The sequence below is a fragment of the Dactylosporangium maewongense genome (genome assembly GCF_039531485.1).
Lineage (GTDB): Bacteria > Actinomycetota > Actinomycetes > Mycobacteriales > Micromonosporaceae > Dactylosporangium > Dactylosporangium maewongense.
On record NZ_BAAAQD010000011.1, the window covers coordinates 56,922 to 80,172 of the forward strand.

The 23,251-nt window shown below is 72.9% G+C and carries 17 protein-coding genes; 6 read left to right on the plus strand and 11 right to left on the minus strand.

The window, feature by feature from the left end; genetic code table 11:
• Window positions 1–57: 57 nt before the first annotated feature.
• Entirely contained in the window at window positions 58–450 is a 393-nt protein-coding gene (locus ABD332_RS26645) for a hypothetical protein (protein WP_344504862.1), read from the minus strand.
• Window positions 451–455: 5 nt separating this feature from the next.
• On the minus strand, window positions 456–716 hold the full coding sequence (locus ABD332_RS26650) for a ribbon-helix-helix domain-containing protein (RefSeq protein WP_344504863.1): 261 nt from the start codon (window positions 714–716) through the stop codon (window positions 456–458).
• A gap of 327 nt (window positions 717–1,043) precedes the next feature.
• Here ABD332_RS26650 and ABD332_RS26655 point away from each other — a divergent pair, with 327 nt between their 5' ends.
• Window positions 1,044–1,859 (plus strand): transglutaminase domain-containing protein, encoded by an 816-nt coding sequence (locus ABD332_RS26655; RefSeq protein WP_344504864.1) that lies wholly within the window; start codon window positions 1,044–1,046, stop codon window positions 1,857–1,859.
• Window positions 1,860–2,191: 332 nt separating this feature from the next.
• Here the strand turns inward: ABD332_RS26655 and ABD332_RS26660 are convergent, their stop codons facing one another.
• Entirely contained in the window at window positions 2,192–3,385 is a 1,194-nt protein-coding gene (locus ABD332_RS26660; RefSeq protein ID WP_344504865.1) for an erythromycin esterase family protein, read from the minus strand.
• 52 nt (window positions 3,386–3,437) lie between these two features.
• Between ABD332_RS26660 and ABD332_RS26665 the strand changes: the two genes are divergently transcribed.
• Window positions 3,438–4,142 (plus strand): TioE family transcriptional regulator, encoded by a 705-nt coding sequence (locus ABD332_RS26665; RefSeq protein WP_344504866.1) that lies wholly within the window; start codon window positions 3,438–3,440, stop codon window positions 4,140–4,142.
• On the opposite strand, the gene ABD332_RS26670 is transcribed toward ABD332_RS26665, so the two are convergent.
• The gene (locus tag ABD332_RS26670; protein WP_344504867.1) at window positions 4,129–5,919 is read right to left on the minus strand and encodes a sensor histidine kinase; all 1,791 of its coding nucleotides are present in this window, start codon (window positions 5,917–5,919) and stop codon (window positions 4,129–4,131) included. The genes ABD332_RS26665 and ABD332_RS26670 overlap by 14 nt on opposite strands.
• A gap of 41 nt (window positions 5,920–5,960) precedes the next feature.
• Here ABD332_RS26670 and ABD332_RS26675 point away from each other — a divergent pair, with 41 nt between their 5' ends.
• Together ABD332_RS26675 and ABD332_RS26680 are read left to right on the plus strand one after the other, a co-directional pair.
• Window positions 5,961–6,611 carry a response regulator transcription factor gene (locus ABD332_RS26675; RefSeq protein ID WP_344504868.1) on the plus strand — a complete coding sequence of 217 codons (651 nt, stop codon included), beginning with the start codon at window positions 5,961–5,963 and terminating at the stop codon, window positions 6,609–6,611.
• Window positions 6,611–7,279 carry a class I SAM-dependent methyltransferase gene (locus ABD332_RS26680; RefSeq protein ID WP_344504869.1) on the plus strand — a complete coding sequence of 223 codons (669 nt, stop codon included), beginning with the start codon at window positions 6,611–6,613 and terminating at the stop codon, window positions 7,277–7,279. The genes ABD332_RS26675 and ABD332_RS26680 overlap by 1 nt, the downstream gene beginning before the upstream one ends.
• Window positions 7,280–7,366: 87 nt before the next feature.
• Here ABD332_RS26680 and ABD332_RS26685 read toward each other — a convergent pair whose 3' ends face one another.
• From ABD332_RS26685 to ABD332_RS26695, 3 genes are all read right to left on the minus strand, one after another.
• The gene (locus tag ABD332_RS26685; protein WP_344504870.1) at window positions 7,367–9,754 is read right to left on the minus strand and encodes a HelD family protein; all 2,388 of its coding nucleotides are present in this window, start codon (window positions 9,752–9,754) and stop codon (window positions 7,367–7,369) included.
• 483 nt (window positions 9,755–10,237) lie between these two features.
• Window positions 10,238–10,996, minus strand: coding sequence for an ABC transporter permease (locus tag ABD332_RS26690; protein ID WP_344504871.1), 759 nt, complete (start codon window positions 10,994–10,996; stop codon window positions 10,238–10,240).
• The gene (locus tag ABD332_RS26695) at window positions 10,993–11,883 is read right to left on the minus strand and encodes an ATP-binding cassette domain-containing protein (protein WP_425552297.1); all 891 of its coding nucleotides are present in this window, start codon (window positions 11,881–11,883) and stop codon (window positions 10,993–10,995) included. Before ABD332_RS26695 ends, ABD332_RS26690 begins: the two co-directional genes overlap by 4 nt.
• Window positions 11,884–11,904: 21 nt before the next feature.
• Here ABD332_RS26695 and ABD332_RS26700 point away from each other — a divergent pair, with 21 nt between their 5' ends.
• The gene (locus ABD332_RS26700) at window positions 11,905–12,846 is read left to right on the plus strand and encodes a phosphotransferase (protein WP_344504873.1); all 942 of its coding nucleotides are present in this window, start codon (window positions 11,905–11,907) and stop codon (window positions 12,844–12,846) included.
• Between the two features lie 217 nt (window positions 12,847–13,063).
• Here the strand turns inward: ABD332_RS26700 and ABD332_RS26705 are convergent, their stop codons facing one another.
• Window positions 13,064–14,539, minus strand: coding sequence for an MFS transporter (locus ABD332_RS26705; RefSeq protein WP_344504874.1), 1,476 nt, complete (start codon window positions 14,537–14,539; stop codon window positions 13,064–13,066).
• A gap of 47 nt (window positions 14,540–14,586) precedes the next feature.
• A complete protein-coding gene (locus ABD332_RS26710) occupies window positions 14,587–15,057 on the minus strand; it encodes a MarR family winged helix-turn-helix transcriptional regulator (RefSeq protein WP_344504875.1) in 471 nt (156 codons plus the stop codon).
• A gap of 96 nt (window positions 15,058–15,153) precedes the next feature.
• On the opposite strand from ABD332_RS26710, the gene ABD332_RS26715 reads away from it, so the two are divergent.
• Window positions 15,154–17,748, plus strand: coding sequence for an Hsp70 family protein (locus ABD332_RS26715; RefSeq protein ID WP_344504876.1), 2,595 nt, complete (start codon window positions 15,154–15,156; stop codon window positions 17,746–17,748).
• A 136-nt stretch (window positions 17,749–17,884) separates the two neighbouring features.
• On the opposite strand, the gene ABD332_RS26720 is transcribed toward ABD332_RS26715, so the two are convergent.
• Window positions 17,885–21,025 carry a hypothetical protein gene (locus ABD332_RS26720; protein WP_344504877.1) on the minus strand — a complete coding sequence of 1,047 codons (3,141 nt, stop codon included), beginning with the start codon at window positions 21,023–21,025 and terminating at the stop codon, window positions 17,885–17,887.
• A 115-nt stretch (window positions 21,026–21,140) separates the two neighbouring features.
• Window positions 21,141–23,243: a 3-hydroxyacyl-CoA dehydrogenase NAD-binding domain-containing protein gene (locus ABD332_RS26725; protein ID WP_344504878.1), complete on the minus strand. Its 2,103-nt coding sequence runs from the start codon at window positions 23,241–23,243 to the stop codon at window positions 21,141–21,143.
• Window positions 23,244–23,251: the final 8 nt, after the last annotated feature.

Below are 23,251 nucleotides of genomic sequence, written 5' to 3' on the forward strand. Positions count from 1 at the left end.
TACCAGTCAGGTACGACATTTTCGAACGCGACACACCGTACGACATGGATCATGCGATCAGGGCAGCTCGTCGATCTCCGCGTACGGGTCCAGGGTCCGCAGCAGCTCCGGCCGGTCCGTGACGATCGCCCAGCCCGGTCGGGCCTGCGCACGGCGTACCACATGCGCGGCGGCAACCAGAGCGGGACCGCCCTCACCGGAGAACAACGCGCCGCTGTCCACGGCATCCGCGGCGGTCAGGTCGTCCACGACCACCACCGGCAGGCTGAGCAGCACCTTGAGCACGTCATAGTCCTTCGGGGACGTCTGCGCCCACGCCTCCGCGAGCGCCGCCGCCGGCACCGCCAGCACGACACCCTGATCCACCGCATGCCACACGATCGCCGAACTGTACGGCGTGCCGGCCACGAACCCCAGGATCGCCGAGCTGTCCAGGATGCGACCACCCACCGCTGTCACGACACCGGCCCGGCGGGTGCCACCCCCAGCACCTCACGCGCCCACGCGTGGTGCTCCGGCGCCATGCGCACCCCGCGTCGCGCATACAGCTCGTTCAGCGCCATGAGCGCCCGGTCCCGCGCCAGCCGGCCCCGGACCGCCTCGGCGACATACGCCGACACCGACTCCGCGCCACCCGCGTCCACGAACCGCCGCACCGCAGCGGCCTCATCGGCGGGCATCGTCACCGTGACCCGCTCCTTGCGCACCTCACGCATACGTACACGGTACCGGCTGCATACGCCGATCACCTAGCGTCGCGTCACCCACGCGGGGGACATCCGTGCCCACCTGCGTCGATCTGGCACATCCGTCCGGTACCCATTCACGTTCCGTGACGCGCGTCTCCACCGTCCGCTGCCCGTACGCGTTACGGGGCGCTCCGTGTAGCGGACGGCTCCGCGCTTGCGCTCAAGCATGTCGTCCGTACTCAGCGCCGGCGAGCTTCAAGGGGGTTTCGTCGGCCACGCCGATCTCGTGGATGTTCGATAATCGACATTATGTCAACCTGAGTTGTGTCGTACCCGGCCGGTAGGGTCCTGGGCATGACGGGGATCGACTACCGCACTCCGGGACCACTCACCGACCTGTCCGCGGTGCCGGGTGCAGCGCTCGCCGGGGTGCCCGGTGACGCCGACGGCATCTGCAGGCTCGCGCACGCCCTGATCGTGCACCCCAACGAGACCGGCGAGCTTGAGCTGCCCGGCGAACGGTTCGACGACAACCAGCTCCGGCACGCCGACCGGATCGTCCACGCGTTACTGCGCCTGGACGGTGACCCGCTGCACGTGCCACGCCCTGCCGACCGGCGGGTGGTCGGCACCTGCCGGCACTTCACGGTGCTGACGGTGGCGCTGCTGCGGCTGCGCGGGATCCCGGCGCGGGCCAGGTGCGGGTTCGCGACGTACTTCCAGGAGGGTCTCGGTCTGGACCACTGGGTCGTCGAGCACCACCGGGACGGGCGGTGGGTCCGCACCGACTCGGAGATCGTCGGCGGGACCGTGCTGCCGCACCCCGAGGACCTCGACGAAGGGCTGTTCCTGACCGGCGGTGAGGCGTGGACGGCGTGGCGGGCAGGCCGAATCGACGCGAAACAGTTCGGTGTGGGCGGCACCGAGAACTTCGGCCCCGCGGAGATCCAGGGCAACGCGGTGCGGGACCTTGCCGCGCTGAACAAGCTCGAGCTGTTGCCGTGGGACGAGTGGGGGCGGATGGAGGCCGCGTACCGGGGTGAGACCGGCGCCGACTACGACGAGCTGATGGACCGCATCGCCGACGTGACCCGCGCCGACGACCCCGCCGAGGTCATGGCGCTGTACGAGCACGAGAACCTGCGGGTCCCGGAGGCGCTCGTGCGGTAGACGAGGCAGGCTCCACCGCGCGCCGGCGATCCGCGGCGGACGAGCCGGCGAGCGAAGGCATGGGCGCACGGCGTGACCGAGGCACGAGGTGCGGGACGGGGTGTGCCATCGTTGCCCCGCCGCGGCGACGGCGGGGCAACGATGGGTCCGGGTTGGCCGCCTGAAGGAGGTCCGGATCTCCCCCGTTGCTGCAGTGGGATTGGCGGGTGCCGGGGTGGCATGGATTCAGGGAACCAGCGAGGAAAGTTGACGGCATCGGGACTTCTCCCGATGCCGGGGACCCGACACGGGTGGATCGGCAGGTCGGCCGGGTGGTGCGCTCCCTCACTGGTTCACTCCCCCGGGCCGGCCGGTGGTGAGTCCCTGATGAAGACGATGCCGTCGGGGGCGGACGGGCCGGTCAGGTGGGCGGGGTCGAGCGGGAAGTAGCCGAACCACGGTGACTCGCGGGCGGGTGGCGTCGTGTCGCCGTACATGGCGGCCAGGGCGTGCGGGTCGGCCAGGCACCGCTCCGACGGCATGTCGTATAGCTGTCCTTCGATGGTGTCGGGGGGTGGGGTGTGGACGCCGTGGTGGTGGATGGTGCCGAGGGCGGTGGCGAGGAACGCGTAGCCGGAGCCGAGGTGGGTGGCGGCGAGCGCGCCGGCGCTCCACCACGTCAGGTGCTGGTCGCCGAGGCGCATCGTCGACCGGTGGCGTTGCAGGTGGAGGTTGTGGGCGTGGACGAGGGCGGGACCGCGGTCGGTGAGGGCGAGGAGGTTCGCGGCCATCATGGCGGCGCGGAGGCCGACGAGGCGGGGCATGCGGGCGGGGGTCTGGTCGGCCATCCAGTGGTGGTAGCGCAGCAGGCCGGTGGCGGTGCGCGCGTACAGGGCCACCAGGTCCAGGTCGGTGCGGGAAGGGAACGCCGGGGTGTGGGTGTCCAGGAGCGCCACCATGTCGTCGCAGAGCAGGCGGAGCGTGCCGGCGGCCGGGGTCTGGCCGATGGACCGGGACGGGTCGAGCAGCGCGGCCGGGTCCGTCCAGCGGTCCTCGGGGCCGAGCACCTCGTCGAGGAGGTCCGTGGGTGGCAGGAGCTCCGGCGGTACCGACGCCGCCAACGCTGCATGGAGTGCGGTGACAGCCTGGTGCGGGGCGGCTGGGCCGGTGGTGAGCTCCAGGGGGCCGTCGAGGCCGGCGAAGTGCAGGTGCTGGGACGGCGGCAGGTCGGCGTTGTGGTCGCGGATCCAGCGCACGAGGTCACGGTTCGGGGTGGCGGCGCCCCAGCCGTGGCTGAAGCCGCTGGTCATGGCGTCGTCGAGGGTGCCGGCGCCGGTGGTGACGTAGTCGTCGACGACGAGGGCCTTCAGGCAGTCGGTTTCCAGGGCGATCGTCCGGAACGGCGACGTGGTGGCGAGCTCGCGGACCAGGTCGTTGCGGACCTCGAGAAGGACGTCCTCGCCGTGGGTGGGTTCGCCGAGGGCGAGGACGCGCGGCGGGGCCGGCAGGAGGCGGTGGACGGACGCGGCGGACACGGGGCAGGTCATTACGTCAACGGTATCGTTGCATCGACAGTTGAACCTTGCATCCAGTGAGACGGTGAGCGTGCCGGAAAAGTTTCAAAGACCGGTCGACCTGGCGCGGGCCCACGGGCTGTCGACGCAGGCGATCCGCAACTATGAGGCCGCCGGGATCCTGCCTGACGCCGAGCGGACGGACAGCGGGTACCGCAGGTACACGGCGCTGCACGCGGCGGCGTTGGACGCGTTCGTGGCGCTGGTGCCGGGGCACGGGCATCAGGCGGCGACGGAGATCCTGCGGGCGGTGCACCGGGGTGCGGTCGACGACGCGTTGCGGATCGTCGACGAGGGGCACGCGCAGCTGCTGGAGGACCGGCGGACGGTGCAGGCGGTCGAGGCGGCGCTGCAGGATCTGCGGCCGGTGCCGCAGGGGCGCGGTGACACATTCGTGGGGCCGTTGTCGCGGCGGCTCGGGGTGCGGCCGGCGACGTTGCGCAAGTGGGAGCGGGCCGGTGTCGTGCAGCCGGGCCGGGACCCGAGGACGGGGTTTCGCGTGTACAGCGCCGCGGATGTGCGGGACGCGCTGCTGGCGCACCAGCTGCGGCGGGGCGGGTACCTGTTGCGGCAGGTCGCGCCGGTGATCGCGCAGGTACGGTCGGCGGGAAGCGTCGAGGCGCTGGAGGCGATGCTCGGTGACTGGCGGGCGCGGCTGACGGGCCGGAGCCGGGCGATGCTGGCGGGTGCGGCGGCGTTGGACGCGTACCTGCGGCTCAGGGAGCGGTGACAGGGTCGTGGCGGTGCATGGGCAGGTCCGCGCTGATCGTGGTGCCCTGCCCGGGGACGCTGGTGACGTCGAGGTGCCCGCCGGCGGCGGCGACGCGGTCGGCGATGCCGCGCAGGCCGGTGCCGCGGCGGGGATCGGCGCCGCCGGGGCCGTCGTCGGTGACCGTCACGGTGAGGCGGCCGGCGGCGGCGTGCAGGGTGACGGTGGCGTGGGCGTCGGGTGCGTGGCGGGTGATGTTCTGCAGGGCCTCGGCGACGACGAAGAACGCGGCGGTCTCGGTCGCGGGGTCTGGGCGGTCCGGCAGGTCACCGGTGAGGGTGACGCGGACCGGGACGGTGAGCAGCAGGGTCTGCACGGCGGTGGCGAGGCCGCGTTCGGCGAGGAGGGCGGGGCGCAGCCCGCGGGCCAGGTCGCGCAGCTCGGTGAGTGACTGCCGCAGCTGGTCGGTGGCGTCGTCGAGCAGCGCGGCGGCGGGGCTGGTGTCCTCGACGGCGTCACGGGCGGACCGCAGGGCCATGCCGAGGCCGATGAGGCGCTGCTGGGCGCCGTCGTGCAGGTCGCGTTCCAGGCGTCGGCGTTCCTCGTCGCCGGCGCGGACGAGCCGTTCGCGGGAGGCGTCGACCTCGGCGAGCTGGGCGCGGACCTGCGCGGCGAGGCGGACGTTGTCGAGGGTGAGGCGGGCCGCGGCGACGGCGGCATCGAACAGGGCGGGGTCCTCGGTGCGGGTCGTGGGGTGGTGCAGGAGCAGGACACCGCCGCCGATGTCGGTGCGGGCGAGGCCGGGCGCGGCGGGCACGGTGACCGGCCGGCCCGCAGGGTCGACGAAGCGGGCGTCGTCGCCGGTGGACAGTGGGATGGCGATCTGGACGTCGCTGTCGCCGAGCAGCTGGGCGAGGCCTGGTCGCAGGTCGTCGACGGGCGCTGAGCGGAGCCGGACGAGGAGCGCGGCGACGTCGGCGCGGGCGAGCCGGGACGCGAGCAGCCCGACGATCATGGCGAGGGGCACCGTGTAGATGGTGAGGTGGTCGGCCCAGTAGAGCCATCCGGTCGGGGCCTTCCAGGTGTCGAGCAGGACCCCGGTCATGAACACGACGACGGGGGCGGCGGCGGCCCACAGCACGGGCGCGCTGGCGCGGCGGCGGGAGGTGGACATCCGGCGGTACCGGCGGAACAGCAGCACGAGCAGCCAGACCGCGCCGGTGAGTGCGGCCACGAACTGCGCGGCCCAGAAGGCCCGCGACGCGGTGGCGGACTCGTGCAGCAGCAGCGGGTTCGCGGGGCATCCTGCGCGCCGGCAGGTGACGGCGTCGATCCCGGCGGACGGGGTGACGGCGGCATAGCCGAGCCAGAGCAGCGGGATCGCGGCGACGGCCCGCAGGTAGCGGCGCTCCCCCACCGTTTCCGGGCGGCCGTCGGGGTACGTGAGCAGCGCGTAGGCGTACACGACGCGGCTGATGACCCCGCTGAGGTAGGACCAGACGAGCAGCGCGCCGCTGGCGTGCAGGCCGAGGCCGGCGCTGAGGCTGACCAGGGTCCACACGACCAGGAGCGGTCCGGTGGCGCTGTCGGGCCGGCGGGCCCATGCGACGAGCCCCCCGACGGCGACGACGGTGCGGCCGGCGGTGATGACGGTGAGACTGGTGACGGTGATGGGCCGGTTGTCGGCACCGTACAGGTCGAGGTGGAAGGTCACGGGTTGGGCGGCGGCGAGGGCGATGGTGGCGGCGGCGCCGGTGATCCAGGCGGCCCGTGCCGACGGGGCGAGCCGGCTCAGCATGTCTGAACTATCGCATCGACGGGTGATGCGATCCTGGCTCGGTGAGCCTTCGCGTGGTCGTGGCGGACGACAACCTCATCATCCGGGCGGGGCTGACCCAGCTGCTGGCGGTGGGCGCGGACGTCGTCGGCGAGGCGGAGCACGCGGAGGCGTTGTTCCGGCTGGTCGCCGCGGAGCGGCCGGACGTGGCGGTGGTCGACATCCGGATGCCGCCGTCGCACACCGACGAGGGGATCCGGGCGGCGGTGCGGATCCGGCGGGAGTACCCGGGGACGGCGGTGCTGGTGCTGTCGCAGTACGTGGAGGTGGCGTACGCGATGGAGCTCCTCGACGACGGGCGCACCCACGTCGGGTATCTGCTGAAGGACCGGGTGCTTGACCGGTCGGCGTTGCGGGATGCGGTGCGGCGGGTCCACGACGGGGAGGTCGTCGTGGACGGCAGCGTGGTCGAGGCGATGCTGCGCAGACCGGCGGTGCCGGTGGCGTTGCGGGTGCTGTCGGAGCGGGAGCGGGAGGTGCTGGCGCTGATGGCGGAGGGGCTGACCGACCGGGGCATCGCGCAGCGGCTGACGTTGTCGCCGAAGACGGTCGGCACCCACATCCAGCGGATCTTCGACCGGCTCGCGATCGAGGACAGTCCGCAGGACAATCGACGGGTGCGAGCGGTGTTGTCGTATTTGCGGGCGCGGTAATGCGGGACGGGCTGGAGCCGCTGCTGGACGGGCAGCTGGCGTACTACCGGGCGCGGGCGCCGGAGTACGACGAGGTGTACGGGCAGCGGTCGTTCAGCGCACTGACCGGGGTGCTGGACGAGTTGCCGGTCGGTGGTGACGTCCTGGAGCTGGCGTGCGGGACCGGGCAGTGGACCGTGCGGCTCGCCGGGCGGGCGGCGCGGTTGACGGCGGTCGACGGGGCGCCGGAGATGCTCGACATCGCGCGGCGGCGGCTGCGCGATGAGGGCCTGACCGCGACGTTCGAGCAGGCGGACCTGTTCCGGTGGCGGCCGTCGCGTCGGTACGACACGGTGTTCTTCGCGTTCTGGCTGTCGCACGTGCCGCCGCAGCGGTTCGCCGGGTTCTGGTCGGCGGTCGCCGACGCGGTCCGGCCCGGCGGGCGGGTCGTGTTCGTCGACACCGGCACCGCGGAGCGGGTGACGGAGCGGGTGGCGCCCGGCGGCAGGGACACGGTGCTGCGCCGGCTGCGGGACGGCAGCGAGCACGAGGTCGTGAAACTCTTCCATGACACCGCCGGGCTCGCAGCCGACCTGTCGAAACTGGGGTGGACTGCACAGGTGGACCCCACCGGCGAAGGGTTCATCCGGGGGGTTGCTACGCTCACGGGCAGGTCGGCAACGGACTAGGCATCCGGAGCCGGCGCCGGTTCGGTGAGCGTGCTGGAGTCCGACCCAACACGCTCCCACCGCGTTTCTTTCCCGCGTTTTCCCCGGCTAGATCCCGACCACCGCGAGCAGCGATTCGGGCAGCACGCCCGGGTGCAGCACGCCGAGCCGCTGGGTGGCGCGGGTCAGCGCCACGTACAGGTCGTTGGCGCCGCGCGGGGACTCCTCCACGATCCGGTCGGGGTCGACGACGATGACGCCGTCGAACTCCAGACCTTTCGCCTGTTTGACGGTGAGGACGACGACCTTCGCGGCGAGCTCGGGTTCGTCGCCGACCGCGGCGTCGGGGAGGACCTTCAGCACCGCCGGCACCAGGTCCGCGAACGTGCCCGCGGGGAGGATGATGCCGAGCCGACCGTCGCCGGCCTCGACCGCTTCCGTGGTCGCGGCCTCGGCGAGGGCGTCGGGCAGGCGGGCGGGTGCGACACCGCGGACCCACGGGTCGACGCCGGCCTCCCGGACCGACCTGGGTGGCTCCAGGTCCGGGTCGATGCCGGCGAGGACACCCGCGGCGACCGCCATGATCTCCGTCGGGGTGCGGTAGTTGACGGTGAGCTCCCGCAGCCGCCACCGGCCCGGCACGTACGGGTCCAGGGCCGACGCCCACGACGCGGCGCCGCCGAGGTCACCGGTCTGGGCGACGTCACCGACGACCGTCATCGACCGGGACGGGCAGCGGCGCATCAGCAGCCTCCACGCCATCGGCGACAGCTCCTGCGCCTCGTCGACGATCACGTGCCCGAACGCCCACTTGCGGTCCGCGGCGGCGCGTTCGGCGGGGGTGAGCGCGGAGCCCTCGTCCTGCCGGTCGGCGAGCCGGTCGGCCTCGAGCAGGTCGGTGACCGACAGCAGCTCCGGGTCGTCCTCGTCCTCGACGTCGATGGACCGGGACCCGAACGCGATCTCCAGGGCGCCCTCGGCGTAGGCGATCTGCCGTTTGCGCTGCCGTTCGGCGATGATCTCGCGGATCGTCTCGTCCTCGCCGAGCAGTTCCGCGGCCTCGTCGAGCAGCGGCACGTCCGCGGGGGTCCATGCTGCTCTGGCGCTGCGCCGTAGCTCGAGCGGCGCGCCGGCGGCGGTTAACCGGATTTCTGATGCGAACAATCCGGCAACCAGTTGCTGCGGGGTGAGGATCGGCCACAGCCAGTCGAGGGCGCCGAGGACCTCGGCCTCGCCGCGCAGCTCCCGGCGGATCTCGGCGAGGTCGGCCTCGTCGAGGATCTGCGGGTCGCCGGGGGCGTCGTCGCCGCCGAGGGGGTCGTCGGCGTACGGGTCGATGCCGATGGTGTCGGCGACCAGCAGCGACAACGCGTGGATGATCTCGGTGTCGAACACGGGCCGGGCCAGGTTGTGCAGCTTGCCGGAGCGGCGCGCCCTTTCGCGGGCGTCGGCGATGACCTCGGGGTCGAGCATGACCGGCGCGCCGTCGAGGATGTCGAGGCGGATCGCGATCGGCTCGTCCGGGACCCGCTGCCGGTCCTGTACCGCGGCGGCGAGCACGTCGACCATTTCGGCGCGGCCCTTGATCTCCGTGATCGTCGCCGGCTCGTCGGCGTGCGCGACGACGCCGGGGAACAGGTCGCCCATCGTGCCGAGCAGCACGCCGGTCTCGGCGAGCGACGGCAGGACCTGGCTGATGTACCGCAGGAACGTCGGGTTCGGTCCGACGATCAGCACGACCCGCGACGACAGCATCTGCCGGTGCGTGTACAGCAGGTACGCGGCGCGGTGCAGCGCCACGGCGGTCTTGCCGGTGCCGGGGCCGCCCTGCACGACCAGGACCCCGTTGAGGTCCCCGCGGATGACGTGGTCCTGTTCCGCCTGGATCGTCTCGACGATGTCTTTCATCCGGCCGGTACGGGACGCGTTCAGCGCCGACAGCAGCGCCGCCTCCCCCGCCACGCCGTCGTGTGCGCCGCGGCCGGTGTGGTGCGCCTCGTCGAGGTCGAGGACCTCGTCGTCGACGCCGGTGACGGTGCGCTGCTCGGTGCGGATGTGGCGGCGTCGCCTGACCCCTTCGGGTGCGGCGGCGGTGGCCAGGTAGAACGGTCGTGACGCCGGTGCCCGCCAGTCGATGAGCAGCGGCTCGTAGTCGTTGTCCTCGTCGAAGATGCCGATCCGGCCGATGTAGCGGACCTCGGTGTTCTTCGCGGCGCCGCCGTCAGGACCGCCGCCGGGGTCGCCAGGGCTGCCGGCCTTGCCGTCCTCGTCGCTGCCGGCCTGGCCGCGGTCGGTGGCGTCGCTGCGGTCGAAGTCGAGGCGGCCGAAGCACAGGCCGTTCTCCACGGCGGTGTACTGGGCGAGGCGGTCGGTGTACAGGGCGGTCGCCGAGTCGCGGTGCGAGCGGTCCGCCGGCGTGCCGCCGGTCTGCAGCAGCGCCCGTTGCAGCTGCGTGGACGCTTCCTCCCGCAGCGTGTCGAGGTGCCCGTACAGCATCGTGAGATGCGCTTGCTCAATCGCGAGCTCGGATGCGTCGGATGCGTTTGACAACCCGTCTCCAGTCGGCTAACATTTCCATCAGTCAGGCGCCCAAGGGCGCCTTTTTTGTTGCCCGAACGCTCTACTGTAGCGCCTGCGTTCCAGTGGCGCCTGCCCGCGCCGGCTTGTCGTGCGTACCGCCACCCTGGCCAAGTCTGACCAGATCTGGCCGGCTCCGACCGACTCCGCTGCGCTACCGTTTCGGCGGGCTGCCGCCGCCGCGCCGGTTACTGATTACCGTATTGCCGGCAATCGCCGCACCGGCGCACCGGCCACTGAGCTGTGGGGCGACAAGCCGCGGCTCGTCGCCCCACACTCCTGCCCCCGCCCCAGGTTTGCCGACTTACCAGTTACAGCAATCCGGTAACCAGCAAGCCGGCAGGTCCATACCGCTCAGCCGGATGAACCGCCGGGTGCTTGGTGGCGCTTGGCGCCTGATGGTCAGCGCGACAGGCGACGGTACTGCCTGATCGACAGCGGCACGAACACGGCGGTCAGCACCGTGGGCCACAGCAGCGCGGGCCAGGTGTCGCCGCCGCCGGGGTTGCCGAAGAGGGCGCGGGTCGCGTCCGCGGTCGCGGACAGCGGGTTCCAGTGTGACAGCGCGCCGAGCCAGTCCGGCATGTCCTGCGGTGAGGCGAGCGCGCTGGACAGGAACGCGACCGGCCACACGAGGATCTGCACCGCGACGAGCAGTTGCGGGTTGCCGCTGAGCAGCCCCAGGTACACGCCGACCCACAGGACCGCGAACCGCAGCCACAGCAGCAGCCCGACCGCGGCCAGCGCCCCGGCGAACCCGTCGTGCCAGCGCCAGCCGACGGCGAGCCCGCAGCCGAGCATGACCAGCAGACCGAGCGCCGAGGTGAGCAGGTCCGCGAGGGTCCGGCCGGTGACCTGTGCCGACGCGGCCATCGGCAGGGACCGGAACCGGTCGGTGACGCCGCTGCCGGTGTCGGTCGCGATCGCCGCGAACGTCGACTCGACCCCGAACAGCATCGTCATCGCGAACATGCCGGGCAGCAGGTACTCGCGGTAGTCGCCGCCGCCGGCGACGCTCATCCCGCCGCCGAGGACGAACCCGAACATCAGTACCAGCAATACGGGAAACAGCAGCATGACCACGATCTGCGCGGGCTGCCGGGCGAGGTGCGCCAGTTCCCGCTGGGTCATCACCCAGCCGTCGTGCAGCGCCCACTTCATGCGGTCACCAGTTTCAGGAAGGCCTCGTCGAGGGTGGGGCGGCGCAGGGTGATGTCCTCGACGCCGGGGATGCCGGCGGCGAGCGCGAGGGCGGCGACCCGGTCGTGGACCGGCACGCCGACCCGCTGCCCGTCGACGGTGACCGGGCCGAGGACGCCGAGCCGGTCCGCGGCGGGTGCGGGGTCCCCCGCGGTGACGACCTCGAGCCGGTCGGCGCCCTTCAGCGAGGCGGGCGTGCCGTCGGCGATCACCCGGCCGTGGTCGATGACGCAGATCCGGTCGGCGAGCTGGTCCGCCTCGTCCAGGTACTGGGTGGTGAGCAGCACGGTCGTGCCGCCGGCGACGAGCCGCCGGACCGCGGCCCACACCTCGGCGCGGCCCTGTGGGTCGAGGCCGGTGGTCGGCTCGTCCAGGAACAGCACCTTCGGGGTGAGGATCATCCCGGCGGCGAGGTCGAGCCGGCGCCGCATCCCGCCGGAGAACTGTGCCGCGGGCTTGCCGCCGGTGTCGGCGAGCCCGAACTGTTCCAGCAGCTCGTCCGCGCGCCGTTTCGCCACGGTACTGCCGAGGTGGCTGAGCCGGCCGAACATGACCAGGTTCTGCCGGGCGCCGAGCAGCTCGTCGACGGCGGCGTGCTGCCCGACGAGCCCGATCGCGGCCCGCACCCGCTCGGGGTGTTTCGCGACGTCGTGCCCGGCGACGGCGGCGGTCCCTGAGTCGAGGCGGACCAGGGTGGCGAGGATTCGGACGAGGGTGGTCTTGCCGGCACCGTTCGGGCCGAGGAGCCCGTGGACGGTCCCTGCCTCGACGGTCAGGTCGAGGCCGTCGAGGGCCGCCTTCCCGCCGTAGTGTTTGCGAACGTCTCGCGCGTCAATCACGTTATACAGTGTATAGAGTTTGGGTGGAAGTTGCGACTCGACGTTCCCGCGTGCGCCGCCGCGCTCGGCCTCACGTACATCGGACCGTGCCCCGGCGGCGAGGTCGGCGCCGGCTACGTCCTGCTGCCCGACGGCCGCCGCGCCGTCCTGACCAGCGGCAACGCCGCGTCCGCCCCGCTGGTCACGATCGCCCGCGCCGCTGGCGTCCCGGCACCCCGCTACGAGCGCGTCACCGACGTCGCCGGGGTGACGGTCGTCGTCCAGGAGCTCCTGCCCGGCCTGCCCCCGGCGGTCACCGACCGCGCCGTCGTCGACGCGATGCTGGCGGTGAGCGCCCGCTGCACCGGCCTCCTGCGGGATTCCGGATTGCCGCCGCGGCAGCTGTACCTGCACAGCGACGGCCCCGGGTTCTGCCACCACGGTTCGCTGGCCGAACACTCCGCCCGCTCCGCCGACCTCCTCGCCAGGATCGAGGCCAACCCCATGGAGGTGCTGCCCGGCGACGACCTCGTCCACTTCGACTTCCACCCGGGCAACGTCCTGGTGTCCCCGAACGCCACCACCGGCCCGGCCGGAACGTCCCTGTCGCCCGCCGGCACGGCCGCCGCCATTGATTCCACTGCCGCCGCGGGCAACGACACCGCCATCGGCGCGAGCGACGCCGCCGTGACGGTGACCGGCGTGGTCGACTGGGACGGCGCCGGCCGCGGCAACCGCGCGTTCGACCTGGTCACACTGCTGTTCGTGCTGTCCCGCCACGCCCCGCACCTGACGGCGCCGATCCGCGACGCGGCGGTCGCGCTCGCGCCCCCGGACGTCCTCGCCGCTTGCTGGGCGCACATGTCACTCCGCCAGGTCGACTGGTCGATCCGCCACCACACCGCCGCCGAGGTCGACGCCTGGCTCACCGTCGCCGAAACCGCCCCCTGGCCTACCGCTGAGGCCAACGCCGCCCCCTGGGTCCGCCACTGAGCCTGAGCCCGCCACCGAATTGGAGCCACCGCACTGGAGCCGCTGCCGGTTAGGGCCGCCGCCAGCCACAGACCTGCCGACCAGCTGCCACGACGTGCTCCGCACCCCCGGGGACGCTCCGACGGCGCGACCTGCCCCCCGACCCGGACCCGTCCGGACGATCGGCGGGGCGGGCACCTTGGGTCGCGCTCCCTACTCTCGGGGGCGCTCTCGACGTTCAGGGGCGAGCCGACACCGACGGCGCGGGACCGCTGAACGCCGGCGCGTCCGCAGCGTCCGCCGGACCGGCCTCCACCGCCGCCGAGCCGGCCGCCGTCGCCTCCGGCCGGGGTGCGGGCGAGTGCAGCACGAAGGCGGCCACGCCGATCGACACGAGCAGCAGCACCGCCCCGACGGTGAACGCGAGCCGGTACCCGGCCGTCAGTGCGGCGGCCTCCGACGCCCCCGCCGCGAGCCGCCCGGCCGTCCGGGACGCCGCCGCCGTCGACAGCGCGGCGACGCCGAGGGCCATCCCGAGCTGCTGCGTCGTGTTGAACAGCCCGGACGCCAGGCCCGCGTCGTCGGGGCGGGCGCCCGACATGCCCAGGCCCGTGATTGCCGGCAATGCCAATCCGCCGCCCGCGATCAGCAGCATCACCGGCAGCAGGTCCGGCACGAACCGGGCGTCGACCGGCAGCCGCGTCAGCCACCCCAGTGCGAGCACCAGCAGGCTCAGACCGGCGATCAACGCGCCCCGCTCACCGATGCGCCCGATCACCCGCGCCGACACGACCAGCGACACCACGGCGATCGACAGCGCCGCGGGCAGCATCGCCAGGCCGGTCTGCAGGGCGCTGTAGTGCAGGACGCGCTGCATGTACAGGGCGACCAGGATCTGGAAGGAGAACATCGCGCCGATCATCAGGATCTGCAGGATGTTGGCGCCGGCGACCTGCCGGTTGCGCAGCACGCGCAGTGGCATCAGCGGGGTGCGGGCGGTGGCCTGCCGGGCGACGAACCCGGCGAGCAGCAGCACCGCCGCGGCCGCGGTCACCCAGCGCCAGGCGGGCTGGACGACCGCCGCGATGCCGGCCATCAGCCCGGCCGTGACCAGGAACGCGCCGAGGACGTCCGCGCCGGCGCGCAGGCCGAGTCCGCGGTCGGCGGGGACGAACCGCATGCCGGCAAGCGCGGCGACGCCGATCGGCACGTTGATCAGGAAGATCCAGTGCCAGCTCAGCAGGTCGGTGAGGACGCCGCCGAGGACCTGGCCGATGGAGGCGCCCGCCGCGCCGGTGAACGCGAACACCCCGAACGCCTTCGCGCGTTCGGCCGGCGCCGGGTACAGCGTGACGACGATGCCGAGACTGACGGCGCTGGCCATCGCGCTCCCGGCGCCCTGCAGGAACCGGGCCGCGACGAGCATCTCCGGACCGGTGGCGAGTCCGGCGAGGACGGACGCGGCGACGAAGACGACCGTGCCCGCGATGAGCATGCGGCGTCGGCCGAGCAGGTCGCCGAGGCGTCCGGACAGCAGCAGCAGGCTGCCGAACGCGATCAGGTACGCGTTGACGATCCAGGTCAGCCCGGACGGGGTGAAGCCGAGGTCGGTCTGCATGACGGGCATCGCGACGGTGACGATGCTGCCGTCCAGGATCGTCATGAGCATGCCGGTGGCGAGGACGGCGAGCGCCGCCCCACGGTTGGTGTCCATGGCACGACCGTAGCAGATCGTCCGCTACAGAACTATATGCAAGAGACCTACTGTCGTGCTCGTCGCACTCCCGGCGCCTCCGACGGCGTCGCGAAGTGCCCCTGGGTGAGTCGCGTCAGGGCCCTGACCAGCACGTCACGCTCGTCCGCCGGCAGTGAGCCCAGGGCCGCCGCGTGCACGCCGTCGGCGATCTTCTGGCTCCGCGCCGCGATCTCCGCCCCGGCGGGCGTCACCGCGATGATCCGGGCCCGCCGGTCGGTGCTGGACTGCCGGCGCTCCGCGTACCCGGCCTTCTCCAGCGCGTCGACGGTCACGACCATCGTCGTCTTGTCCATGCCGCCGATCTCGGCGAGCTGGATCTGGGTCCGCTCCACGCCGAGCGCGTGCACGAGGACGCAGTGCATCCGCGGCGTCAGCCCGATCTCCCCGAGCGCCGCCGCCATCTGCGTGCGCAGCACGTGACTGGTGTGGTCCAGCAGAAACGACAGGTCGGGCTCGACCCGGGACGGAGCAGTCATACGTTCGAGCGTACCAATGCGACTGCCGGCGGATGATCTGTCAGTAAACCGTCTGCGACCCTCCGGGTCCTGGTCCGGTGGTCGTACAGTGCGCGGGTGATTGCTGTGCGGTACCGCCTCGGCATCGACTTCGGCACGTCCAACACCGTCGCCGTCATCCACGAGACCGACGGCCGCAGCCGGCCCGTGCTGTTCGACGGCTTCCCGCTGCTGCCGTCGTGCGTGTGCCTGGCGCTGGACGGTCAGGGGCTGCTCGTCGGCCGGGAGGCGATGCACGCCGCCCGCGTGCATCCGGAGCGTTACGAGCCGCACCCCAAACGCCGCATCGACGACGGCACCGTCCTGCTCGGCGACACCGAACACCAGGTCGCGACCCTCATCGCCGCGACCCTCGCCCGGGTCCGGGCCGAGACGGTCCGCACCATGGGCGACGGACCCGGCACCGTCGTGATCACCTACCCGGCCGCGTGGGGCCCGCGCCGGCGCTCCGTGCTGCTCGACGCCGCCCGCCTCGCCGGCCTCGGCACGCCACAGCTCGTGCCGGAGCCGGTCGCCGCGGCCGCGTTCTTCGTCGCCGCGACCGACGCCGCTGTTCCCGTCGGCAGCCGCGTCGTCGTCTACGACTTCGGCGCCGGCACGTTCGACGCGTCCGTCGTCACCCGCACTGCCACCGGCTGGGACGTCATCGCCAGCGAGGGCCTCGACGACGCCGGCGGCCTCGATATCGACACCGCGATCGTCGGATACCTCAGCACCGTGCACTCCACCGCCCACCCCGACGAGATGCGCCGCCTCACCAGCCCGCAGACGGTCGCCGACCGCCGCGCCAACCGCAACCTGTGGGAGGACGTCCGCACCGCGAAGGAGATCCTGTCGCGGTCCGCGTCGACATACATCCACGTTCCGCTCGTCGAGCAGGACGCACCCCTAGGACGCGAACAGCTGGAACGCCTCGCCCGGCCGGTCGTCGACCGTACCGTCGCGCTCACCCGCACCGTCCTCACCTCCGCCGAATCGGCCCGTCCCCTCGCCGGCCTGTTCCTCGTCGGCGGTTCCAGCCGCATGCCCCTCGTCGCGACACTGCTCCACCAGGCCACCGGCATCGCTCCGACGGTCCTGGAGCAGCCGGAGCTCGTCGTCGCCGAAGGCAGCGCCCGGCCACTCGCCACGACCGGAGCCCAACCCGCAAGCGACGCGGCAGATGTACGCCAATCCGCCGCCGACCCGCTCTGGCCCCAAGCCGCTCCGTCACGCGTCCCCGCCACGGGACCGGCGGCCGCCGCGGACGGCTCGATCCGCGGCGTCGCCTCCGTCCGCGCACCCCGAGCCCAGCCGTCGGTGCCGCACCAGCCACCGACGCCCGTGTCCGGCGCCGCCGCCGGCGCGGTGTACGGCACACCGGCGGCCGCAGCTCCCGCAGCGCGGTCGCCCCAGGGCTCGGCTCCGCCACCACCGGCCTCCGCGCGGCCCGGGACACCGCCGGCCGGTCCGCCCGCCGCCGAGACCCCGATGTTCTCGATCCCACCGGTGTCCGGCCGCCCTGCCGCGGCCGCGCCGCCGCCCGGCTCCGGCCTCCCCGTGTCCGGCCTTCCGGGCGCCGGGAGGCCGGAGCCGTCACCACCCGAGCAGGCCTGGCCCGACAACGGCCCCGTCTGGCCCGTCTCACCCGCCGCGTCCGGATCCGCCGCCCCGACGAGCCCAGCCGCCCACACCCCGCCCGCCCCAGCGAGCCCCGCAGGCAATTACCCGGCAATCAGCAATCCGGTAATCAGTAATCCGGCGGGGTCTGCGAACTCTGCCGCCCGCCGAGGTGCGGCGAGCCCGGCGAACCCGGTGAGCCCGGCGAGCCCAGCCGGCGAACGCGAGCTGGCGTTCGGCGCCGGCGCGCCGCCCTCCGCCACCATACAACCGGCACAGACGACGCAGTCCCCGGCCGCGGCGACGACTCCCGCGCCCGGCGCGGTGCGCACGGCACTCGTCACCGCCGGACTGTTGCTGGGCGCGCTGCTGCTGTTCGGCTTCCTCGGCCGGAAGGCGTACAACCACGAATGGCACCTGCCGTTCGAGTTCTCCGACTGGCGCTGGTGGATCGGCGAGGCCCGCATCTACCTGTTCCCGGGGTTCGTGCTGTGGCTGGCGTACCTGTTCGCGGCGCCGGCCAGCCGCCCCGTCGTCCGCACCGTCGCCTACGGCCTGCTGCTCATCCCGGCGATGATCATCATGGCGGAGGTCGGGGTCGTCGTCGGCTGGGCGGGCGGCACCACCGGCATGTTCGTGCTGCTCATCGCCGCCCTGCTCGCCACGGTCGCGCTGCTCGCCGCCCGTCGGAAGCTGGACGGCACGGAGGTGAAGCCGGTGTTCGGTCGCACCGACGCCGGCGGCCTCATCGTCGGCGTGACCGTCGCGATCCTCGCCGCCGCCCCCGAGTACCGGTACCTCATCGAGCTGTTCGAGTCCGGCGACGTCGGCCTCGTCGACGCGCTGAAGATCAACGAGGTGCCGATGCTGCATTGGTTCGTGTTCGGCCCGTCGGTGACGCTCGCGTTCGCCGGCCTGGCCGCGGCGATCGGCCGGCTCGTCGCCCTGACCATGCCCGCCGTCACCCGCTGGCTCCCCCGCATCGCCGCGGTCGTCCTCGTCCTGGGCGCCCTCGTCGCCGTCTCCCGGATCACCACCGGCCTGTACGACTGAGCCACCACACGACCACCTCGCACCCCGCGGCGCTGACGGTGGCCGCTGCTTCGGGCCACACCGACCGGTCTGGCGATGCCGAGCGCCTTGCGCACCGCGCCGGGGTACGGAGTCGCCGGCGAGACGGACTGCCCGGTCAGATCGCGTGGCGGGCGCGGTACAGGAAGCGGTACAGCCATCGGTACTGCCACAGCCCGCGCCGGCCGAGCAGGGCCAGGACGGTGCCGATCAGGACGGCCCAGCCGCCGAGCGTGGCAACGGCGCCGACGGGTCCGCCGGTCACCGGGAGCGTCGCCGCGGCGTGGTGGACGGTGACCGGGGTCGACAGGTAGCGCAGGGTGTTGTCGGCGGCCAACCCGGCGGCGACGAACGTGTGCCCGCCACGGTGCAGGCCGGTCGGCACGACGACCAGCAGCGTGAACGTCCCGGCGGCGTCGGCGTACGCGGTGCCGAGCGGTTGCGGGGTCGAGTACACGACGACCTCGACCGCGGTGCCGGGCTTGAAGCCGCCGCCGCTGATCGTGACCGCCTCACCGGTAGCCGGATTGTCGGTATCAACAATCCGGCCCGCGGTGGCATGGGTCGGTGGTGCGGCGGCCGGGATGATCAACGGCGCCGGTTCCTGTAGGACGGCGAGCGTCGCGGTCACGTCCGGCGCGGGCGCGTACCGCCGGTCGCCGCGCTGGTGAGCGACGAGCACGCATCCACCGACGGCGAGCGGTGTCACCGTCGTGCCGTCCACCGAACACGTGTCGGGACTTCCGCTGCTGAACGTGACAGGCAGCCCCGACGAGGCGACCGCGACCAGGCCGACCGGCCCGTCGGACACCGCCACCGGCGACGGCGCCGCGAACGTGATGGCCTGCCGCACGGCCGTGATCCGCACGGTCCGCGTGACCCGCCGGGCAGGCGCCCACTCGGCGTTACCGGCCTGCACGGCGTGCAGCTTGCACTCGCCGGCGGCGAGCGGCGTGACCACGGTGCCGGCCAGAGCACCCCCCATGGCGCCAGCGACGTTGCCCCGTGCGTTGTCCGCCGTGGCGCCGTCCGCGGCATCCCGCACGTTGCCCGTCACGGCGCCATTCGTGGTGAGGCCTGGTGCGCTGCCTGGTGCGCTGCCAGGTGCGCTGCCCGTCACGGCGCCATCCGTGGTGAGACCTGGTGCGCTGCCACGTGTGCTGCCTGGTGCGGCGCCATCCGTGGTGTCGTCTGGTGCGCTGCCGGGTGCGCTGCCCGCCGCGGCGCCATCCGTGGTGTCGTCTGATGCATTGTCAGGTGTGCTGCCGGGTGCGCTGCCAGGTGCGGTGTTCCGGACGGAGCTGGCGACGGTGCAGACGTCCGGGGTGCTGCTGGACACCGAGACCGGCAGGTATGACGTTGCGGACGGCGCTACTGTCAGCGGGCCGTCGAGCACGGACCGGGTGTCAGGCTGCGGGAACGTGATGCTCTGTGCGCCACGGGCGACGGTGAACGTGTGGGTCACCGGCGGGGCGGCGGCATGGGTGGCGTCGCCGTGCTGGGTTGCCGTCACCGTGCATCTGCCCGGGGTGCGGAGCGTGACGGCGGTGCCGGCGATGGTGCACACCTTTGGCGTATTGCTGGTAATGGTGACCGGCAATCGGGACGTCGCGGTCGCGGACACGTGGACGGTCTCGTCGGTGAGGGGTGTGGTGGGCGGGGCGGGGAACGCGATCGTCTGCGCGTCGCCGGTGACCGTGAAGGTGGCGTCGACGGCCGGTGCCGGGTCCCAGCGGCCGTCGCCGGGTTGGGTGGCTCGCACCGCGCACGCGCCGGGGACGCGAAGGGTCGCCACGGCGCCGGCGACGGTGCAGACGGCAGGGGTCGACGCGGTGTAGGTGACGGGCAGCCCGGACGATGCGGTCGCCCGCAGCGTGACGGTCGCACCGGCCGCGGTCGTGGGTGGCGGCGGGAACGTGATCGTCTGGGTGCCCTTGACGACGGGGAAACTGATCTCGACGGCCGCTGCGGCCGACCAGTCCCCGGTGGCACCCCGGGTGGCGCGCAGCACGCAGGTGCCGACGGTGTGCAGCGTGACGATCGTCCCAGCGGCAGCGCCGCCTGCGGAAGTGCCGCCGGTGGAGGTCCCGGTGGAAGAGTTCCCCGCGGAGGTGCCGCCGCTGGAAGAACCGCTGGTGGAAGCCCCGGCGGCAGGTGCGTCGGCGGCAGTGCCGGGAGCGGATGAGTCACCGACGGACGCATCTTCAGACGAAGAGCCGGCGGAGGAGGAAGGTCCTGGGGAAGAGGCGCCCGCGACGGTGCACACGGCCAGGTTCGCGCTGGTGACGGTGACCGGCAGGCCCGACGACGCCGACGGTGTGACCGTCACCGTGCCGGCAGGCAGTGGCGCCGGGCCCGGCGTGGGGAACTCGATCGTCTGAACGCCCCGGCCGACGGTGAACCGCCGCTCGACCCGGGGTGCGGGCGCGTACCTGCCGTTGCCGGGCTGCGCAGCCCGCAGCACACAGGTGCCGGCGCCGACCAGCGTCACCCGGCGGGCCGACACGGTGCACACCGTGCGGTCGCGGCTGGTGACGGTCACCGTGAGCCCGGACGTCGCGGTGGCGTCGATGTGGACGGTGCCGGTCGTCATCGCCGTGTCGGCGGGGCGGGAAAACCGGATTGTCTGCGCCAGTTTTCCGACAATGAACGAGTCGTCGGCGCGGGGCGCCGGGGCGTACTCGTCGTTGCCGGGCTGGGTGGCGCGCACGGTGCAGGTGCCGCCGGCGACAAGGGTGACGGTGCCGCCCTTGACCTTGCACGTGCGGGGCGTCGCGGTCCGGTAGATGACGGCGAGCCCCGACGACGCAGTCGCCGACACGCGGACCGTCCCAGCGGTGACCGAGACGTCCGGGGTCGGGGTCCACGTGATCTTCTGGGCGCGGCCGAGGACGGCGAAGGACGAGCTCGACGGTTCCGCGGCGGCAAAGGAGGCGTTGCCGGCCTGGGTGGCGCGGATCGTGCAGCGGCCCTGCCTGTGCAGGGTGACGACGTCGCCGTCGGCGGTGCACACATCGCCGCTGGTGCTGGTGTAGGAGACGGGCAGCCCGGACGAGGCGACCGCCGCGACGGAGACGGTGCCGGTGGTCAGCGGTGTGTCCGCGGTGTCCGTCCAGGTGATGTGCTGCTGCGCGAGCTCAGCGGCGGCCGCCGAACCCGGCACCGCGAGGGTCCCGCCGATCGCGGCCAGTACCGACGCCGCCAACGCCGACAGAGTCCGTGCCGGGCCTCGTCGCAGCAGCACCCCGAACGCCGCCATCGCGGTCTCCCCCGTCCGTCCCCCGGTTGGAGGGCGACGACAGGCCCGCCGCCCCGCAACCGAAGACCGTAACGTAGAGTGATCATGCGACTACGTAGAATCGAGAGGACTGCTCCTAGACGAACTGCGAGCCCTCCTCCGCCTTGCGCAGCAGCAGCGCCGGCGGTTCGAAGCGGGCGCCGTAGCGGGCGGCGAGCTCGCGGCTGCGGGCGACGAACCCGGGCAGCCCGCCCGAATACTGGTTGATGTATTGCAGGACGCCGCCGGTCCAGCCGGGGAACCCGATGCCGAGGATCGAGCCGACGTTGGCGTCCGCGACGCTGGTGAGCACGCCCTCGTCGAGGCACTTCACCGACTCGAGCGCCTCGGCGAACAGCATCCGCTCCTGCATGTCGATGAACGGCATCTCAGCGGAGGCGGACGCGAAGTGCTCGCGCAGGCCCGGCCACAACCGGTCGCGCTTGCCGTCGACGTACTCGTAGAAGCCCGCCCCGCCGGAGCGCCCCGGCCGGCCGAACTCGTCGATCATCCGGTCGATGAGCGCGTCGGCGGGCGTCGGGGTCCACGCGTCGCCGTACGCGAGCCGGATCTTCCGCGGCAGCGTCAGGGTCAGCTCGTCCATCAGCGCGAGCACCGCCGCCGGGTAGCCGGCCTGCAGGCTCGCCTGCTCGATCGACGGCGCCGCCACGCCCTCCGCGAGCATGAGCAGCCCTTCACCGGTGAACGTGCCGATGACCCGGCTGGTGAAGAACCCGCGGCTGTCGTTGACGACGATCGGCGTCTTCTTCAGCTGCCGGACGACACCCAGCGCCCGGTCGACAGCGGCAGCCGACGTGCCGGCGCCGCGGATCACCTCGACGAGCGGCATCTTGTCCACGGGCGAGAAGAAGTGCAGCCCGACGAAGTCCTCGCGCCGCGTCACCCCCTCCGCGAGCGCGGAGATCGGCAGCGTCGAGGTGTTGGAGCACAGCAACGCGTCCGGCGCCACGACGTCCTGGACCTCCGCGAACACCTTGTGCTTCAGCGCCGGATCCTCGAACACCGCCTCGATCACCAGGTCACACCCGGCCAGGTCAGCCGGGTCCGCCGTCGGCGTGATCCGGCCGAGGATCTCCTCAGCCGGCAGGAACGGCTTCTTCGCCAGGACCCGGACCGAGTACTCCTTGCCGCGGGTGGCGGCCTCGACGGTGACGTCCTTGAGCAGCACCTGCATGCCGGCCTTCGCGCACACGTACGCGATCGCCGCGCCCATCATCCCCGCGCCGAGCACGGCGACCTTGCCGAACGGCGCCGCGGAGGCGCCACGGGAGTTCGCCTGCTGCATGTCGAAGAAGAACGCCTTGATCATGTTCTTGGCGATCTGCCCGGTGGCGAGCTCCGTGAAGTACCGGCCCTCGATGGCGAACGCGGTGGCGAGGTCGACCTGGGCGCCTTCGACGGCGGCGGCGAGGATGTTGCGCGGCGCCGGGTAGGGGGCGCCCTTGAGCTCCTTGCGCAGCGTCGCCGGGAACGCGGGCAGGTTCGCCGCGAACGACGCCTGCGCCGGGGTGCCGCCGGGGATGCGGTAGCCCTTCACGTCGTACGGCTGGACCGCGCCGGGGTTCGCGACGATCCACGCCTTGGCCCGGGAGAGCAGCTCGTCGCGGGGCGCGACCTCGTGCACCAGGCCGTGTTCGAGGGCGGCGGAAGGCCGGTGCCGCTGCCCGCGGAGCAGGACGGTGAGCAGCGCCTGCGCGATGCCGAGCAGCCGCACGGTGCGCACGACCCCACCGGCGCCGGGCAGTAGCCCGAGCGTCACCTCGGGGAAGCCGATCTCGATGCGGGCGTCGTCGGCGACGATGCGGTGGTGGCAGGCGAGCGCGATCTCCAGGCCGCCGCCGAGCGCGGAGCCGTTGATCGCGGCGGCGACCGGCCGGCCGAGCGTTTCCAGGCGGCGCAGGAGACCCTTGAGGTGCATGGAGGAGGCGTACACGTCGGCGGCCTGGTCGGGGCCGAGGCTGCCGAGGCGTTGCAGGTCGCCGCCGGCGAAGAACGTCTTCTTCGCCGACGTGATGACGACGCCGGTGATGGTGTCCTTCTCGGCGGTCAGCCGGTCGACGGTCGTGCCGAGGTCGGCGGCGAACGCGTCGTTCATCGTGTTGGCGGAGTGCGCCGGGTCGTCGAGGGTGAGGACCACGACGCCGTCGTCCCCACGGTCCCAGCGGATCGTGTCGGTCATGTGCTGCG

Coding starts and splice junctions, on each gene's coding strand:
- ABD332_RS26660 (WP_344504865.1), bottom strand. CDS start 3,385: ATGACCTGCCCCGTGTCCGCCGCGTCCGTCCACCGCCTCCTGCCGGCC.
- ABD332_RS26650 (WP_344504863.1), bottom strand. CDS start 716: ATGCGTGAGGTGCGCAAGGAGCGGGTCACGGTGACGATGCCCGCCGAT.
- ABD332_RS26680 (WP_344504869.1), top strand. CDS start 6,611: ATGCGGGACGGGCTGGAGCCGCTGCTGGACGGGCAGCTGGCGTACTAC.
- ABD332_RS26705 (WP_344504874.1), bottom strand. CDS start 14,539: ATGGACACCAACCGTGGGGCGGCGCTCGCCGTCCTCGCCACCGGCATG.
- ABD332_RS26725 (WP_344504878.1), bottom strand. CDS start 23,243: ATGACCGACACGATCCGCTGGGACCGTGGGGACGACGGCGTCGTGGTC.
- ABD332_RS26670 (WP_344504867.1), bottom strand. CDS start 5,919: ATGCTGAGCCGGCTCGCCCCGTCGGCACGGGCCGCCTGGATCACCGGC.
- ABD332_RS26655 (WP_344504864.1), top strand. CDS start 1,044: ATGACGGGGATCGACTACCGCACTCCGGGACCACTCACCGACCTGTCC.
- ABD332_RS26690 (WP_344504871.1), bottom strand. CDS start 10,996: ATGAAGTGGGCGCTGCACGACGGCTGGGTGATGACCCAGCGGGAACTG.
- ABD332_RS26710 (WP_344504875.1), bottom strand. CDS start 15,057: ATGACTGCTCCGTCCCGGGTCGAGCCCGACCTGTCGTTTCTGCTGGAC.
- ABD332_RS26720 (WP_344504877.1), bottom strand. CDS start 21,025: ATGGCGGCGTTCGGGGTGCTGCTGCGACGAGGCCCGGCACGGACTCTG.
- ABD332_RS26685 (WP_344504870.1), bottom strand. CDS start 9,754: ATGCTGTACGGGCACCTCGACACGCTGCGGGAGGAAGCGTCCACGCAG.